This window comes from Chryseosolibacter histidinae (assembly GCF_018598225.1).
Taxonomy (GTDB): domain Bacteria; phylum Bacteroidota; class Bacteroidia; order Cytophagales; family Cyclobacteriaceae; genus Chryseosolibacter; species Chryseosolibacter histidini.
This window is the reverse complement of the sequence record NZ_JAHESF010000034.1, coordinates 1-17,993: the sequence shown is the minus strand read 5'-3', so window position 1 is coordinate 17,993 and position 17,993 is coordinate 1. Positions and strand designations below refer to the sequence as shown.

Here is a 17,993-nt window from a genome sequence, read left to right as displayed (position 1 = left end):
TCATAGTCCATAGTCCATGGCAGATTGGCGAAGGTCTGGCAGTGCTTCGTAACGTGACAGATCAGCACTGCGCGGCTGTGGACCATCGACCCTGGACTATGGACTTTCTTCGAACATTTCGCCGTTTTATCCGGAAGCCTATATCGAGGAACAGCATTTTACGTTATTGCAGATATTAAAGAAAAATATGCCTGATCTTTTACGGTCTTTGTTGAACAGGTTGCGCGCGTTGGGTCACCGTCCAGGTATTTTCCGCAGGATCTTCAAGCTCATCCTCCTGCTTGTTGCAGGAGTTGCCGGCGTGGTACTGTTGCTTGTGCTGCTGGTGTGGGCAGGCGCATTTGGAGCCATTCCCGATAAAGAAGATCTCGATAATATTCAACACCCGCTGGCCAGTGAAGTTTACAGCGCCGACAGTGTGCTGCTTGGACGCTATTATCTTCAGGAGCGGTCTCCGGTCACACTTCCGGAGCTTCCTAATAATTTGAAACAAGCACTCATCGCAACAGAAGATTCCAGATTTTATGAGCACAATGGTGTAGACCTGAAAAGTCTTTTTCGTGTATTGATCAAGACTATCCTGCTGCAGGATGAAGGCTCGGGTGGGGGCAGCACCCTCACGCAGCAGCTCGCTAAAAACCTGTTTCCCCGTAAATCGCATGGCGCGCTTTCGATGCCAGTGAACAAGATCCGGGAGTTCATCATCGCCCGCAGGCTGGAAAAGGTGTATTCAAAAGACGAGATCATACTGCTTTATCTCAACACCATTCCTTTTGCTGACAATACCTACGGGATCAAAACTGCAGCCGACCGATTTTTTTCCACTGCCGTGAAAGAGCTTACTGTTGATCAGTCTGCCGTGCTCGTAGGTATGTTGAAAGCGACACACTCGTATAACCCGAGGTTATTTCCCGAGCGCTCCCTGCAGCGAAGGAATGTTGTGATCGCCCAGATGGAAAAGTACGGTTATATCAAACCGTGGGAAAGCAAAACATACCAGGCAAAACCGCTGGCTCTTCACTACAACGCCACCACACACAACGCCGGACTGGCGCCTTATTTCCGCGCCTACATCCAGCGCGAGCTGCTGGAATGGTGTAAGGAACACAGGAAACCGGATGGCAGTCCCTATAACCTGTATACTGACGGGCTCAAGATCTACACCACCATTGATTCGAGGTTACAGCGTTATGCGGAAGAAGCGATGAAAGCGCAGATGAAGACCCTCCAGGAACGGTTCGAGAAGCAACTCAACACGTCGAGGCTTGCAACCATCGCCCGTGATAAGCTCCGCCTGTTGCCACAATACCAGACGTTGAAAAAGGAAGGGCTGACAGAAAAAGAGATCATGGCCAGGCTGAAGGCGCCGGTGAAGACAAAGGTTTTCACCTGGAAGGGCGACCGGGAGGTAAAGATGAGCGTATACGACTCGCTGAAACACTACATCCAGTTTCTGCAGGCCGGCGTGATGGCCATGGACCCGCAGCACGGCAGCGTAAAAGTATGGGTGGGTGGCATCGATCACCGTTTTTTTCAGTATGACCATGTGCGTGAAACCACGAAGCGGCAGGTAGGCTCCACGCTGAAACCACTGCTTTACGCGGCAGCGCTGGAACGTGGTGTGTCCCCGTGCGACTACATCTCGGCCAGAAAAACTTCCTATACCAACATGGAGGGCTGGACTCCCGAGAACACCGAAGAGGAGACCTATGAACGCAAATACTCCATGGAAGGAGGATTGTCAGGATCGGTGAATACGGTCTCTGTGAAGATCCTCGAGAAGACGGGCATCGATAACGCCATCACCATGATCAGGAACATGGGCATCAAAAGTAATCTACCGGCCGTACCGTCGCTGGCCCTGGGAACACCTTCTATCTCGGTGATGGAAATGGTGACCGCCTACAGTGTGCTGGCGAACCAGGGGGTGTACCTTGAACCATATTATCTGGAGACGATCACCGATCAGCAGGGCAACGTGCTGGAATCCGCAACAGAAAGAAGAAAAGGCTCCCGGGTACTTTCCAGGGAAACCACACAGATGATGCTTCACATGCTTCAGAGTGTGGTGTCTGAGGGAACAGGCGCTGCGTTGCGTAATAAATATGGCATCACCAACGATGTGGCTGGCAAGACCGGTACAACGCAATCGAACGTGGATGGATGGTTTATGGCCGTGATGCCGAGGCTTGTCATTGGCACCTGGGTGGGGGCAGACGATCCGCGCCTGCATTTCAGGAGCACAACGCTGGGGCAGGGGGCTGCAACGGCGCTGCCCATTGTGGCGGGTCTTTTGCAACGCGCCAACCAGGACAAAACCCTGAGTCCCGTGATGCAGGCGAGGTTTGCACCCCTGTCGTCACAGCTGCTTGACAGGATGGATTGCAAGCCTTCAAAATCGAATAAAAACTTTTTTGAAAGGATCTTCCGGAAGAACAAAAAGAAGAGTGTGAAGGTTACAAAGTTTAAGAGGGGATGAAGAGTCCACGGCCACAGTCTACGGTCCACGGCAGGTAGTGTTGTTTCTGAGTCATAACCCTGAAACAGATCCTATAATCGGGGTGTAAAGGGGAAACTTGGGAGACTCTACCGTGAACTGTGGTCTGTCGACTGTGGACTAACAAAAAATTAAGCTCGTCTGTTTGAGGCGGATGTGCTCCATGGCTAGTAGTGTTCCCGTTAGTTCTCAGGGGAATGCTACTAGCTTATCAAATAAAAAAAGAGTCCCCGCGTTACCAGAGACTCTTCCAACAAACATCTCAAAACCAAATCTTACGAGGCTGCCCGGTATGCCGAGGCCACTATTTCTTCGAGCAGTGCTCTTTCTTCTTTTGTAAACTCTGTAGAGTTCTTTTTGGCGTTCTGTGATTCGATGAAAGCTTCCAGCGAAGGATAGAACTGCAACCGGTGTTTCCAGATCAGCTTACTGCCGATCGCTTCTTTCAGCTCGCGCAGTTTCACTTTTTCGTCAACCCAGTAGAGATCGCTGAAGAGCTCCTGATCGCCAGAACCTCCATTGTATCCGGGCATCAGCTTCAGGTCGGAATCCTCCAACCGCTTGCCGACATCCTCCCGGAAATCCGTCTTTCCTGTGATATAAATTGTTACCCAACCCATCTTATTTTCAAATGCTATTAGTTCAAAATCGTGGTGTGAAGCTTGTTATTCTGTATTTCAGGTGCATCGCCAAATACTATTCTGCTTGTCAAGAACCGGTGAAACCCGGGGAAGCTGCGATGATCAGTTTAAAAAGTGCTTCACTACCGTATGTACAACGAAACGGTTGTGCGGAAGTTTCGTTTTTTGTACAAAGATAAGTGGTACGAACCAATCACAGGACCTACCCGAATTGGAAGCAAAAAGCGTTGCAAACGATTCATGTCCGAATTATTTTCGGCAAAGCAACACCTTTCAACTTTAATCTTCTGAAAAGAAGGCTTTCCTTAAGCGAAATCTGTTTGAAAAAAAACTAGAAAAATTTTTCAAGAAAATCCCACTGCCTGATCTGGGCGAAAAACTCGGAGATCGATGCCGGATACAGCACCATGCAGAACACCAACCCGAACAAAGCACCGTAGAGGTGTGCATCGTGATTGATGTTATCGTTTGATTTCCTGCCCTGGTAATAGGAGAAGACAACGTAAAGTGTTCCCATGATAAATCCGGGCAGGCACAATGCCGCGAAAAGGCAGATGGGCGCAAGCGGTTGAAAAATGATAAAAGCAAAGATCACCGCCGAAACGCCACCCGAGGCGCCCAGTGAATTGTATCCCGCATAGTTCTTAAACTTCTGGTAGGAGGGAAGGTCGGAGATGACGATGGCGAGCAGGTACAAAACGATGTAATAGATCGCCCCGGCATCGCCAAAAACATACCCGAAAACACGTTCCACTGCCAGGCCAAAAAAGTAAAACGAGAACATGTTAAACAACAGGTGCATATGATCCTTGTGAATGAACCCTGACGTGATAAACCGGTAATATTCATGGTTCCGGTGAATGCGGTAAGGATTCATCATGAATTTCGAGAACAGGATTTTCTTTTCCCAGGCCAGAAAGCTAACAGCAACGGTAATGCCGATGAGGATGTAGGTGATCATATGAGTTGGAAAGATAGTGAAAAAAGAAGTCAGAAGTCAGGAGCCAGGAGCGGCGGGTGTTAGGTTATAATGACGTGCTTCGAAGCTATCGAATCCATCTCAAACAGGTGCCAGGCATCCCTTAATCACAGTCCCCATCCCGGATCGGAGGCCTTCTGGCTTCTGACTCCTGGCTCCTGGCTTCTAGTCCTTGGCATAATTATGCTCGGAGAGACACCGATGAAGAAATGGTGGATCGGCTGTTCGGGGTTTTACTACAAGGGTTGGCGGGGCGCTTTTTACCCTGAGAAGCTGCCGCAGCGAAACTGGTTTGAGTACTATTGCCAGTATTTTAATACGGTAGAGCTGAACGTTACTTTTTACCGTTTTCCCAAGCTGACAGACCTGCAGGGGTGGTTCAAAAGAAGTCCCGGCGACTTCAGGTTCACCGTGAAAGCGCCCAGGCTCATTACCCATTATAAGAAGTTCAACAACGCAACACGCGAAACCCGCGATTTTTATAACACCGTCAGCAACGGCCTGGAGGAGAAGCTGGGCAGCATCCTGTTTCAGCTCCACCCGCGCATCGAGTACAGTGAAGAGAACCTCTCCCGCATACTGGAAACACTGGACACCGCCTACACCAATGTGCTCGAGTTCCGGCATCCCAGCTGGTGGCGCGACGATGTCTACAAGACCCTGAAAGCGCACAACATCACGTTTTGTGGTATCAGCTATCCCGACCTGCCGGACCCGGTCATCAAAACAGCTTCAGCAGTATATTACCGTTTTCATGGTGTGCCGCAACTTTACCTGTCATCCTACAGCAACCGGCAGCTTCAACAGACTGCAGACGAGCTTAAACGTTTCAGGAATGTGACTGATGTCTACTGCTACTTTAACAACGATATCGAAGTAGCTGCGGTGAGGAATGCGAAGTCGCTGCAGCGACTTGCGAAAGGAGTAAGGTTGAAAGAAGGAGTAAGGAGTAAGAATTAAGGAGTAAGGAGTCGCTGTTCGAAGGCTGTGTTATTGACCATTGACCACTTCTACCACCCCGATGCGAGGGGGGCAGGTAAATTTTACCGGGTCGTTCTTTCGTAGCCCTCCTTACTCCTTGCTACTTACTCCTTGCTCCTTTTTCTCTCAATTCAAATTGAAATTCTCATTATTCTGCCTGGTAATTCTAGAGGCCGCAACAAGCGCGTGAATGAGCAGGCCGATAACAAGCGCTACCGTGATCTGCAGGGTCATGAGCATATCGCTGCTGGAGGCAATACCTTTTGAGTTTTGGATGAGGTCAAGGCCTACGGATGACTGGATGCGTGTGAGCTCTTCAAGGTAGTGGATGGTGCTGAGCAGATCATTTCTGCCTTCGCGTTCATAAAGTTCCTGCGCATGCTGCGGTGATTGTTGGGTCCATTCACGGAGGATACGGCTTTCCACGTTGTTATAATGTTGTACCCTTCGTTTGAACTCGGCCAGGTATACAGACTCTTCCTTGATGAGCAAGGTCTTCTCGAATTTGGCGATCAGGTGCATGATCGAGTCGCTGTGGCTGCCCAGGTTCTTCCTGAGATCGCCTACTGAGGCGGCTTGTCCTGTGAAGAGGAAGTGCTCCATGAGCATCCTTCTTTTGTACAGGTTGCTGGTGAGATAAAAGATATCGGTAGCGGGAATGAGTCTGTCATAATAGATGGAAGAGAATGACTGATCGAGGTTTTTCATATTCCTTCTTTCCATTACGTTGGTGAGGCCTATCAGCAGCATGATGCCGGCCAGTAAAAAGGCCACCTTCAGTTTTTCGCGGATAATGAACGTCCATTTCATAGTAGTGGAGTTTATGACAATATACGTTTTAAAGCCGATGGGGCCATAAACCCCTTCAAGGACTTTTCACGGGGTAACTTTTATTAAAATGAGCATGCTATCGGTAAAACCCTTGAAGGGTTGTGCAATCGACTGGAATTAGGACCTCGGGGGAAGAAAAGGTTGGGGGAATAACTTTGTGAACAGTTTTCATGCACCGAAAGTTCCGTGCTGGCCGGTAATGGTAATTGATTTTCATTCTCAGTTCTGTAAAAATTTTTTTCTCACCATGAACAAAGGCCAACAGCCACAGCGTTATATCGATGTGAACAATTTAAAAGCCATGAAAAAACTTAAATTATATATGATGGCGGCATTGCTGCTGATGATAGCGGGCAGCTGCGCGGTTACAGATATGGATCGCACCGCCGATTTTAATCGCTATCGCACCTTTGCCTGGGGTAAATCTGAGGTGGAGGTGACGAACCCGGTTTATAACAGTGGACTGATCACCAAAAACATCAAGGCTACTGTTGAGAAAGAGTTTTCGAAACGCGGTATCATAATGGATAAAAAGGATCCGGACTTCCTGGTAAGCTACCACACGTACACTGAACAGAAACAGGAGAGGACGGGTGGTGGATATTATGGATACGGATATCCTTTCTACCCGATGCGGTTTTATCCTTACTATGCTTTCGGCTGGGGCTTCCCTTACGGGGGATGGGGAACTCCTCCGCGTGAGCGCATGTACACCGAAGGTACATTGATCATCGACATCACTGATAAGCAAACGAACGAGCTGGTGTGGCGTGGCACTGTAAAAGGAAACGTAGACAATGTTGGTGCCCTGCAGAAGCAGATCGCAAAAGGTGTAAAGGCTATCATGAAGAAATATCCGGTGCCAACAGACGAACCGCTTAAGATCATACCGGATGAAAAAGTAATTGGTTAGTAAAGTAGTGAGTTAGTTAGTTTACGGAAAGAGCCTGGTGACAGGCTTTTTCTGTTTAATACAGGTTCACGCAAAGACCACGAAGAAGACGCAAAGCGCGCGAAGAATTTTTTAAACGCAGAGACCGCTGAGAAACGCGGAGGGCCGCAGAGATTTTACCGTATCCTCAGCGTTCTCTGCGTATCCTTTGCGGTCTTCGCGTTTTGCAATAATGCCCGAGCCTGCTTCTACGGGAATTCCCGTATTGGCATCCCTGAAAACCGTGAACTGAATAGACAGTACAAAAAAAGTTACAACAAAGCCGATCTTTTAGCCGGCTGTTTACGTACAAGGGCAGAAGCTACATTTGTTAAATGCTGCTGTTAGGCTTGTGAGTCCAGGAGACACTGAGATTGCCTGGGTTCGTTTAGCGATCCCATGAATTCAAGAGAGCGATCTTAGTTGATAATCTAATATAGTAAGTTGGCTTTATGACGATGCTGGAAAAGGCGGACGCAGGTGTGTGGCAAGACCTGTTTACCTCCATTATTGAGGACGCAGATTCGAATGTTCTTTTACTCGATGATGAGTTCAGGGTGATCACACTCAACCCGGGTTTTTACTGGATCTTTCTGGAAACCTATGGCATCGAGCTGAAACGGGGTTCCTCGATCCTCGAATCGATGGAGGCAGTGAACGCTAACCTCACCCACGAATGGAAAGAGCGCTGCATGACGGCGTTCAGCGGTACACCGATCAAAGTGGAAGACGTTTTTGAGCTCGACGGCAGAAAATACTACTGGGAGATCCACTTCAAATCTGCAACACGTCCCGATGGCACGCAGATCATTTCCGTGTTCAGCAGAGACATCACGGTGCGCAAGGCTTACCAGCGCAAGCTCCTGGAGAACGAAGCCAACCTGCGCTCCATCCTCAACACCATCGAAGACAGTCTCTGGCTGGTGAACACCAACTACGAGCTCATTGATTTTAACAAGGACTTCTTTAAAAAATACAAGCTCGCTTACGGTGTAAAACTTTCGAAAGGAAAGAACATCCTGGAGCTGTTGCCGGAGCACATGCCCGAGCTGCGTGAGATGTGGCGGGCACGGTACGAGAGCGCATTGAAAGGAAGAACCGGAAAGTACTTTGACACCTATCTTGTCGATAAGGACTGGAGAACATTTGAAATCAAAACTTATCCCATCGTGGAAAACGGAAAAGTATCGGGACTTACGGTGTACTCGCGTGACATCACCAACCAGACCCGGGCCGAAGACCTCCTGAAAAGGCAAAACGAGGAGCTGATCAAGATCAACGCGGAGCTCGATCGTTTTGTGTACAGTGCCTCGCACGACCTGCGCGCGCCACTGATGTCGGTGAAAGGTTTGCTCAACATGATCAGGCTCGATCCGGACCAGAAGAACGTGGAGCATTACCTGAAGCTGATCAACACCAGCGTGGAGAAGCTCGATCACTTCATCTCCGATATCATCAACTACTCCCGCAACTCACGCATGGATGTGATGCCGAAGGAGATCGACTTCAATTTGTTGCTGCAGGAATCCATCGACTCGCTGAAATACATGGAAGGGGCCGCGGACGTGAGAAGCATCCGGTGCATCAACGTAGACGTGCCATTCTATTCCGACTACAGCAGGCTGCTGATCATTTTTAACAACATCATCTCCAATGCGGTGCGCTACCGCGATCACTGGAAAGAGGATTCATACCTGAAAGTTGATATCACGGGAGATGCCGAAAGGGTAGTGATCTCTTTCAGTGACAACGGTGTAGGTATTGCCGACGAATATGTGGACAAGGTGTTCAAGATGTTCTTCCGCGCCAACGCCGACAGCAAAGGATCAGGACTCGGACTCTACATTGTAAAAAGCGCCGTTGAGAAATTGAAGGGCACGATCAGGGTAAGCTCGAAGCTGGGAGAGGGGACTTCGTTTACGATCGAGGTACCGAATTTGAGACCGTAAGGTCCATAGTCCATGGTCGATGGTCCATGGTCGATGGTCCATGGCAGGTACGACTGAACATTCACGGTCGGAGCCTACGCTATCAAGTTTACACGACGTGTCTACGGACCATGGACTATCGACTATGGACCATTGCCTACGGTCCTTTGCCTAATACCTTCTATTTAAGCAAGGTTATGATAAACGTTCTGCACGTCATCATCGCCTTCCAGCACTTCCACGAGCTTTAGCACTTCATCCTGTTCGGCTTCACTGAGCTCTTTGGTGGTGGTGGGAATGTACTGAAGCTCGGAGCTCTTGGCTTCCAGGTTCTTCGATTCCAGGAATTTCTGCATGTGGCCAAATTCGGTGAACTTGGTATACACCACGATCTCTTCATCGCTCTTTTCAATGTCTTCGGCACCAGCATCGATAAGGTCCAGCTCGAACTCGTCGAGGTTCAGCTTGGCGGGATCGAATTTGAAAACACCGCGGCGCTCAAACATAAAGGCTACGGAGCCTGAGTTGCCCATGCTGCCACCGTTCTTGGAGAAATGGAGACGGATATTGGCAACCGTGCGGGTTGGGTTATCGGTGGCACACTCTACAATAATGGGCACGCCGTGGGAGGCGTAACCCTCGTATGTAACTTCCTGAAAATCTTTCTCTTCCTTGGATGATGCCCGCTTGATGGCAGCCTCTACCCGGTCTTTGGGCATGTTGGCGCCTTTGGCGTTCTGGATGGCCATCCGCAACTTGGGATTGTTCTCGGGAAGGGGGCCTCCCTGCTTTACTGCGATGGCGATGTCCTTGCCAATGCGGGTAAATGCCTTGGCCATGCGGTCAAAGCGTGCGAACATCTTGTGTTTCCGTTTTTCAAATATGCGTCCCATGGGCTGATGGTTAAGGGCCGCAAAATAAATGAGTTACCCCAAACCTCAAAAACTGGCCGGAAGAAAGATTTTTCAGGATTTGACCGATTGCGGGCTCATGGAGGCGCGTTGGGCCTTCTCCCAGACAACGGTTTGCTGCCCTTTCAGGTACCGAACAAAGCCTGCATACACCGAAAGGTTCATCACCATAAAATAGTAGGGCACAAAAAATCCCTTGATGGACACATCCTTATCTCTGAACGCATATCCCAGCGCGGCGAGCCCGTAAAATCCCAGCTGGGCGGCCAATGCAGCCATATAGAACCAGGAACCCTCCAGCGCAAGCCAGAAACTGCTCAGAAAAACAAGGGGAAGAAACAGCGGGGCCAGCGTCCAGCGCAGCACACGGTGTGAAATGTACTGAAAGCTCAGCATCCCATGCCGGAAAGGGTTCAGCAAGGTCTTCAGCCTGCCCATGGCCTGAAAACCTCCCGCGCAGATCCTCACTTTACGCTTCCACTCTTCCTTTACCGAAGCCGAAGCCGTTTCAATGGCGTAAGCTTCCGGTTCATAGACAAAACGGTATCCCCGCGCGGCAATGCTGAGCGACAGGTAAAAGTCTTCGATGATCATGGTTTCGTCAGGCTCCTCGTACAAGGCGGTGCGCACGGAGAACAATTCGCCCGCGGCACCTACAACAGAATACACTTCGGAATCTTTTTTCTTCAGGAACGACTCGTATTTCCAATACAGGCCTTCGCCTGCGCCCGAGGCATTGTCTTCATCCTTTTTAAAGATCCGTTTTTCGCCAGCCACACCTCCCACGGTGCTGTCCTGGTAATGCCTCATAATGTTCATCACCGCGTCACTGTTCAGCTGTGTGTTGGCATCACAGAAGATGACAAAGGGTGTTTTCACTGCTTTCATCACCCTGTTTACAGCATGGATCTTTCCCCGGCGTTGGGGTTCGTGAAACAGCTTTACGGCATGAAATTTTTTTACGATCTCCGGGGAGCTATCGGTAGACCCATCTGTAACGATGAACACCGATAACTTATCCTTTGGATAGTGTAAGGCTAAAGTGTTCCGGATCTTGTCCTCGATAAATTGTTCTTCATTATAAGCAGCAATCAGAATAGTGACTTCAGGCAACTGACTTTCGTGCTGAGCAGCAGGCGCTTTCTGACGGCCCTTCAGTTTTGACAGGATAAAGATCACCAATCCATATCCAATGTAAGTGTAAACAATAGTGGCTAAACCGGTCCAGAAAAGATAAAGTGCGGGTGAGGTCATGAGATTGAAATTGAACTGTGGAAAAAATGTAACATCAGACTATCAGGGTTATTGTGTGAGTGATTTTTATCTGTCTTGGGTCGATAATATGCAGTTGAAGCGATTTGTGTTTTTTTGCCTTGTATCAGGTATAGTAACAATTTTATGCCACGCGGGAATTTATGCTACGCACGCCCGCATCAGCGGAGCGATGAGCGATGAACAACCTGTTCCGGGAACGGGCGATGACGGGGCTAAAAAACCTTCCACACACGACGATCACGCCACCACCATGAAGGGAACGCCCGTGACCATCAACGTTCTTGCGAACGATGGCAAAGGAGAAGGTGATGATGACGATAACGATGAAGAAGAAAATAAAAATGACGACGAGATCGACGCCAGCACGGTGGATCTGGATCCGCCAACGCATGAGATAGACAAAACGCGCAACACGCCCAAAGGAGATTACACCGTGAACGATTCAGGCGATGTAACCTATGTTCCTGCTCCGGACTTTACAGGTGTCTCATCGATCGAGTATACCGTCAACAATAAAAAAGGAGAAACATCCAAACCTGCCACACTCTCCATTACGGTCACCGATGCTGCCAGTGACCCGCCTGTGATCACAGGGCAGAATCCCAATCCGCTGACAACCGATGAAGATCAGCCCATTACCCTGTCGTTGAATAACCTGGTGGTCACTGACTCCGATAGTAATTACCCCAATGGATTTACACTTCAGGTGCAGGCAGGCTCCAATTATACCGTGTCAGGCACAACGGTGACGCCGGGCGCCAATTTTTCAGGCACGCTGTCTGTTCCAGTGACGGTCAGTGACGGAGAGAACAACAGCAACATCTTCAACGTACAAATTGCCGTGACGCCATCTAACGATGCACCTGTCATCACCGGTCAGCAACCCAACCCGCTCACCACAGGAGAGGATCAGCCCATCACCATCCAGACGAATCACCTCCTGGTGACTGACCCTGACAACACATACCCCAACGGATTTTCACTTACACTTACTGCAGGGTCAGGTTATACCGTATCCGGAACTACCGTAACCCCCGCGGCTGATTTCACCGGTACGCTTACCGTGCCAGTGACCGTCAGCGACGGACAGGCAACCAGCAATACTTTTTCGCTCAGCATCCTCGTGTCAGGAACAAACGATCCACCTCAGATCACGGGCCAGTCTCCGTTGAGCGTTGATGAAGACAACAGTCTCACCATTATATTTTCAAACCTTCAGGTTACCGATAACGACAATACTTATCCTGACGGTTTCACCATTACGCTGGGGGCCGGGCCGAACTATACGGTTTCGGGCACTACGATCACGCCTGCCGGCAACTATTCCGGTCCGCTTTCAGTACCGGTCACAGTTAACGATGGCACCAGCAGCAGTGCGCCCTTCAATCTTCAGGTCTCTGTCAACGCTATCAACGATGTGCCGGTGATCACGGCACAAGCGCAGCTGGCAACAGCGGAGAACCAGCCGCTTCAGCTCGACCTGTCTCATTTTACAGTAACCGATGCTGACAACCCTTACCCGGCGGGCTTCACATTGTCTGTGTTGCCGGGCCAGAGCTACACGGTATCCGGTACTACCATTACGCCAGCTCCGGGATTCAGCGGAACACTATCGGTAGGGGTATCCGTCAGCGACGGCACAGCCAGCAGCGCCGTTTTTAACGCACAGGTTACGGTGAGCCCCGTGAATGATCCGCCCGTGATCACCGGGCAGAGTGCTTTGTCTGTAAATGAAGATAACCAGTTTACAATGTTGTTGTCAAACCTTACTGTAACCGATACAGACAATAGTTATCCCGCGGGATTTAGCCTCACGGTTTTGCCGGGTACCGGTTATTCTGTTTCGGGCAACACAATTACACCGGCTCAGAACTTTACCGGGACACTGAGCGTCAGTGTGGTGGTGAACGATGGTGCGAGTGACAGTGCACCTTTTCCGGTACAGGTATCGGTGATGCCCGTGAACGATGCGCCGCAGATCACTGGCCAGCAGCCACTGAGCACAATGGAAGATCAGTCTCTGCTGCTCGAGCTTCAGCACCTGGTAGTGACCGATCCTGACAACGCGTGGCCTGCCGGATTTACGTTGCTGGTATCACCCGGCGCTAACTACTCCTTGTCGGGAACGACGATTACACCATTACCGAATTTTCAAGGAACATTAACCGTACCCGTTCAGGTGAACGATGGCGCCCTGAACAGCAATGTTTTCCAGCTGCAGATTGCCGTCACGCCGGTGAACGATACCCCTGTGATCACGGGCCAGCTTCCCCTGAGCACGCAGGAAGATGTACCGGTCACCATCCAGCTCAGCCACCTCGTTGTGATGGATAATGACAGCCCGTATCCCTCAGGCTTTACGTTGAGTGTCTCGCCTGGTGACCACTATACAGTTTCCGGCACAACGGTGACTCCCGCACTGGATTACACCGGAACCCTCAACGTAGGTGTAACGGTGAGCGATGGAAGTACCTCGAGCCCGCTTTTTGTTTTTCAGATCCAGGTAGGAGATACGAACGATCCTCCTGTGATCACAGGCCAGGCGGCGCTCAGCATCAATGAAGAGCAGGCATTCACGCTGGGACTGGAGCACCTGACTGTTACAGACCCCGATAACCCTTACCCTTCGGGTTTTACGCTGCTGGTAGCTTCCGGTGCCAACTTCACTGTATCTGGAACAACGATCACACCTGCGCTCAATTTTGCAGGGCAGCTCGTGGTGCCTGTCAGGGTGAATGACGGAGTCAACAACAGCCCTACGTTCAATCTGCAGATCCAGGTGAACCAGGTCAACGACCCACCGGGTTTCAGTGCCATCGCGGGCCAGCGCATTCCGGAGAACACCGTTTCTGCCACGGTGGCGATCACCGGAATTTCCAAAGGGCCGGGAGAAAATGATCAGCAGCTCACGTTCATCGCTACGTCAGGCAACACATCGGTGATCCCCGATCCGGTGATCAACTATTCACCCGGATCCACCACGGCCACGCTGGTGTACAAGCCTGTGGCCAACACTTCGGGCACGGTGACCATTACAGTCATTGCCATCGACAACGGCTCAAATGTGGCCCCGAACCAGAATTCCTACTCAGCGTCGTTCCAGGTAGAGATCGTGGAGATCAACAGCGCGCCCACATTGGATGCCATCACAAGCTACACCATTCCTGAAGACGCTCCCCTGCAAAGTATTTCCCTGCGCGGCATCACGGCCGGGGCTGGCGAGAATCAGCCACTCACCATCGGTGTATTCACGGATAAACCCGAGCTGTTCGAGGTGCTCGAAGTATTGTACACAAGCCCGGGTGGGACCGGAACATTGCAGGTGAAATCAAAGCCCAATGCATTTGGCACGGCCAGCATCACCGTAAAGGTCACTGACAACGGGTCATCAGTAGCGCCCAGCGTTAACACGATATCGCGCACGTTCACTTTCACGATTCAACCCGTGAACGATCCGCCTGTATTCACCTCAACACCAGTGACGGTGGCCGCTGTGAATGAACTGTACGAATACGTTGCCGAGATCAGCGATGTGGAAAGTAATGCATTGCCTTTTTCCGCACCCGTAAAACCGGCATGGGCCTCGCTCACCGGTTTAGGGAACGGCAAGGCAAAGCTGAGCGGGATACCACCATCTTCCGCCGCGGGCACAACACCCGTGAAGATCGTGGTAACAGACGGAGGCGCTACCGTTGAACAGCAATATTCATTGATCGTGAATAACAGGCCGCTGACAGCACCACTGGCGGTCAGCGTTCAGGAAGATCAGGCCTATGCATTTCAGTCGCAACAGATCACAAGCCTTTACGCCGATATTGACCATCATCCGTTTTCAGCCATGCTGGTGACTCAGAAACCCGGATTCGGCAGGTTGCTCCTGGCAGGGCGTGAATTGAAAGCGGGAGACACGATCGCGGCAGCATCGGTGGGCTCGCTCGTTTATGAGCCGGGTCTTAACTACGCAGGCCTCGATGCGTTTTATTGGAAGGCGGGCGATGCCTATCACTTCAGCGCTGCCGCGGCGCCTGTGAACATCGATGTGCTTCCGGTAAATGACGGTCCGTCCATCACCCTGGAGACCGACAGCCTGCAATATGAAGTGAACGGTGAGCCTGCCTTCATCACCTCGTTGTTTGATGCCGACGATCCGGACGACGATTCGCTTGCCCGTGCCGAAATAGGTTTCAGAACGCAAAACTACCGCCCTGATCTCGATATGCTGTTGTTTGAAAATACGCCGAACATCAAAGGCTTTTATGACTTCCAGGCCGGAAAACTTTCGCTCACCGGTTTGGCACCCATAGAGGAATACGAGCAGGCTATACGCTCCATCCGTTACAATCACCTCAATACACTGGACCCCACGCTGGAATTGAAAACGGTCTTTTTCACCCTGCACGATGGAAAAGTGTGGGGCGAGACCCGCGAACGCACCATCAGGATGCAGTATACTTTCATCGAGCTCGAGATCCCTTCAGGGTTCACACCCAACGGAGACAATGCCAACGATACCTGGGTGATCACGCGCCCGGGTGGCCTGGAACAGCTGACGAAAGCCGTGATCAAAGTGTACAACAAGCGCGGGGTACAGGTGTTTTTCGCAGAGGGTTTCAACCGTACGTGGGATGGCACCCTCAACGGAGAACTGTTGCCCGCTGACACTTATTTCTATTCCATTGACCTGAACCTGAGAAGTAAAAAGACCTACAAAGGAATTGTTACGATTTTACGCTGAACTATGAAGAAACTTTTATCAGGCATAGCGCTTGCCATCATGTCCACCACGCTCTATGCGCAGTACGTGCCCAACAACTCGCAGGCATTCCAGTTCATGTCATTGTTCAACCCTGCCTTTACCGGCGTGGAGAACTACGACGACCTGAAGCTGAGCTACCGCCATCAATGGTCGGGCTTTGGGAAATACGCTCCCAAGTTCATCAACCTCTCGTACCAGAAACGCATCAAACATCCGCTGGACCTTATGTATAATTCACAACGCCTAAGCAGTCTGGCAGCCACGCGTACGGAGCAGCTCCCGCGGTCGAAACGTATGATCCAGGGACTCGGTGTGAATGTGTTCCAATCGAAAGTGGGCATTCTGAAATCGATAGGGGCGGGCATGAGCTATTCGCTCAATTATCCGCTGAGCAGCAAGTCGCGGCTTGCGTTCGGACTCTCGGCCCTGGTGGAGAACCGGAAGATGGATGTTGCTTCCGTGGATGTACGCGATCCGGATGAATATTACAATTACCTGCTGAGAAGCTCCAGCGCACAAACTGATCTCAACATTCGCGCGGGTGCATTGTTGTACCTGGAGAATTTTTATATCGGTGTTTCCTATCTGCCACTGGTCAACATCGCGCTTCAGTCTTCCGACCTGGCCATGGAAGATCCGTTCTACCGCGGGTCGGTGCAGGCAGGCATAGCGTTTCCCGTGAATGCAGACATCACGCTCAAACCCAGCATCCTGGCGCTGCTGCAGATGAACAACGACCTCGTTGTGGACTATGGTGTAAAGGCATCCATCCAGAACAAAGTGCTCCTGGGCCTTACGTATCGCGACATCAAGAGCGGTGTGGTCATGCTGGGCTTCAACATCAACGATACGTTTACGGCAACCTATTCTTTTGAAATGTCAGTAGGTGATTTCAGAAAGTTCGACGATGGAAGCCACGAGCTAGTGATGGCTGCGCGGCTGAACAACCTGAAAAAATTCACGCAATATATATGGTAAAGACATCGGTACTCTGTTGTTTTTTGCTTTGCTGCTCGTCACTGGTGTTCGCTCAGCTCCTGGAGTTCCACGATGTGACCAGGCTGCCCGGCACGGTGAACACTTCGGCCGAAGAAGGCATGCCGCTGCTATCGCCCGATGGCAAAAAACTTTACTTCAGCCGTGCGTTGTACGAGAACAACGAAGGTGGCGAATACGCGGGGCAGGATGTGTGGGTGAGTGAGCGGGTTAACGGGTCGTGGAAAAAAGCGACGAATGCCCTCGGGTCTGTCAACAACCGGAATAACAATGTGACGATAGGCATGAGCAGGGATGGGAACACACTGTATTTTGTGGATGCGTCACCCTTCCACAAAATGAACGGTATCTACTTCTCAAAACGGACGGGGAATAGCTGGAGCCGTCCGCAGCTGATCTACATTCCCGGCATCGATAATTTTGATTTTATAGGATTTTATGTTTCACCAGACCTGGATGTGATCTTTCTCTCCATGAAAGCACCCGACAGCCGGGGCAGTGAAGACCTCTATTTCAGTGTTAAAGATATTGCTGGTGCATGGAGTAAACCGCGCAACCTGGGTGCTACTGTCAATACCTCAGGTTATGAGATCTCGCCCTTTCTTTCGGCAGACAAAAAACGTTTATACTTTGCCAGCAACGGTCACAAGGGAATGGGCGACGCGGATATTTTTTACAGCGAACGCCTCTACGACTCATGGGAAACCTGGTCGGTGCCGGTGAACCTCGGAAGCAGCGTGAATTCTAAAAAGTTTGACGCTTATTTCTCAATCTATGGCGACAGCATCGCTTATTTTTCCAGCAACCGTGAGAGCCAGTATGCAGACCTCTATCAGGCCAAAGTACATCAGGGTAAAAGCATTCTCGCACAGGGGCAGCGTTACGTCACAGCAGACGAGTGGAACAGCATCGTTGGCAAAAATGTCAATGCCGATTTCGTATTCCCCCACAAGTCGTCGCTGCTTACCGCGGCCCAGAAGGAGCTGATCTTTTACATCGTGAACAAGCTCATGCTGCAGAAGGATTTAAGATTCCACCTTGTGGTAAAGGAGGAGGAAGACAGCGTGGTGAGCAGGGAACGCCTGAAGGTCATCAATGAATACCTGAGGCGGTCGGGCATAGATCCTTCGCGGGTGAACGAGGAGCAGGTGTTCGACATTGAAAAAACACAGCGGGGAGTGATAGAGGTGAGGTTGTATCAGTGAAAAAGGAGTAAGGAGTAAGGAGTAAGGAGTAAGGAGTAAGGAGTAAGGAGTAAGGAGTAAGG

12 protein-coding genes are annotated in these 17,993 nt (G+C 50.6%); 7 read left to right on the top strand and 5 right to left on the bottom strand.

Features of this window, described 5'->3' with window-relative positions; genetic code table 11:
- Positions 1–187: 187 nt before the first annotated feature.
- Positions 188–2,479, top strand: coding sequence for a transglycosylase domain-containing protein (locus KK083_RS24480; RefSeq protein ID WP_254168402.1), 2,292 nt, complete (start codon positions 188–190; stop codon positions 2,477–2,479).
- 293 nt (positions 2,480–2,772) lie between these two features.
- On the opposite strand, the gene KK083_RS24475 is transcribed toward KK083_RS24480, so the two are convergent.
- Positions 2,773–3,117, bottom strand: a complete 345-nt coding sequence (locus KK083_RS24475; protein WP_254168401.1) for a hypothetical protein — start codon at positions 3,115–3,117, stop codon at positions 2,773–2,775.
- Between the two features lie 352 nt (positions 3,118–3,469).
- Positions 3,470–4,099 (bottom strand): rhomboid family intramembrane serine protease, encoded by a 630-nt coding sequence (locus tag KK083_RS24470; RefSeq protein ID WP_254168400.1) that lies wholly within the window; start codon positions 4,097–4,099, stop codon positions 3,470–3,472.
- 201 nt (positions 4,100–4,300) lie between these two features.
- On the opposite strand from KK083_RS24470, the gene KK083_RS24465 reads away from it, so the two are divergent.
- The gene (locus KK083_RS24465; protein WP_254168399.1) at positions 4,301–5,077 is read left to right on the top strand and encodes a DUF72 domain-containing protein; all 777 of its coding nucleotides are present in this window, start codon (positions 4,301–4,303) and stop codon (positions 5,075–5,077) included.
- A gap of 147 nt (positions 5,078–5,224) precedes the next feature.
- Here the strand turns inward: KK083_RS24465 and KK083_RS24460 are convergent, their stop codons facing one another.
- Positions 5,225–5,908 carry an MCP four helix bundle domain-containing protein gene (locus tag KK083_RS24460; protein ID WP_254168397.1) on the bottom strand — a complete coding sequence of 228 codons (684 nt, stop codon included), beginning with the start codon at positions 5,906–5,908 and terminating at the stop codon, positions 5,225–5,227.
- A gap of 268 nt (positions 5,909–6,176) precedes the next feature.
- Here KK083_RS24460 and KK083_RS24455 point away from each other — a divergent pair, with 268 nt between their 5' ends.
- Both KK083_RS24455 and KK083_RS24450 read left to right on the top strand, forming a co-directional pair.
- A complete protein-coding gene (locus tag KK083_RS24455) occupies positions 6,177–6,842 on the top strand; it encodes a DUF4136 domain-containing protein (protein ID WP_254168395.1) in 666 nt (221 codons plus the stop codon).
- 470 nt (positions 6,843–7,312) lie between these two features.
- Positions 7,313–8,809: a sensor histidine kinase gene (locus KK083_RS24450; protein WP_254168393.1), complete on the top strand. Its 1,497-nt coding sequence runs from the start codon at positions 7,313–7,315 to the stop codon at positions 8,807–8,809.
- A gap of 164 nt (positions 8,810–8,973) precedes the next feature.
- Here the strand turns inward: KK083_RS24450 and KK083_RS24445 are convergent, their stop codons facing one another.
- Positions 8,974–9,681 carry a YebC/PmpR family DNA-binding transcriptional regulator gene (locus KK083_RS24445; protein ID WP_254168392.1) on the bottom strand — a complete coding sequence of 236 codons (708 nt, stop codon included), beginning with the start codon at positions 9,679–9,681 and terminating at the stop codon, positions 8,974–8,976.
- 72 nt (positions 9,682–9,753) lie between these two features.
- The gene (locus tag KK083_RS24440) at positions 9,754–10,953 is read right to left on the bottom strand and encodes a glycosyltransferase family 2 protein (protein ID WP_254168390.1); all 1,200 of its coding nucleotides are present in this window, start codon (positions 10,951–10,953) and stop codon (positions 9,754–9,756) included.
- A 190-nt stretch (positions 10,954–11,143) separates the two neighbouring features.
- On the opposite strand from KK083_RS24440, the gene KK083_RS24435 reads away from it, so the two are divergent.
- Genes KK083_RS24435 through KK083_RS24425 form a run of 3 tightly spaced genes read left to right on the top strand, consistent with a single transcriptional unit; the run spans position 11,144 to position 17,931 of the window.
- A complete protein-coding gene (locus KK083_RS24435; protein ID WP_254168388.1) occupies positions 11,144–15,709 on the top strand; it encodes a tandem-95 repeat protein in 4,566 nt (1,521 codons plus the stop codon).
- Positions 15,710–15,712: 3 nt separating this feature from the next.
- On the top strand, positions 15,713–16,708 hold the full coding sequence (locus tag KK083_RS24430; RefSeq protein ID WP_254168386.1) for a PorP/SprF family type IX secretion system membrane protein: 996 nt from the start codon (positions 15,713–15,715) through the stop codon (positions 16,706–16,708).
- Positions 16,702–17,931, top strand: coding sequence for a TolB-like translocation protein (locus KK083_RS24425; protein ID WP_254168384.1), 1,230 nt, complete (start codon positions 16,702–16,704; stop codon positions 17,929–17,931). Before KK083_RS24430 ends, KK083_RS24425 begins: the two co-directional genes overlap by 7 nt.
- Positions 17,932–17,993: the final 62 nt, after the last annotated feature.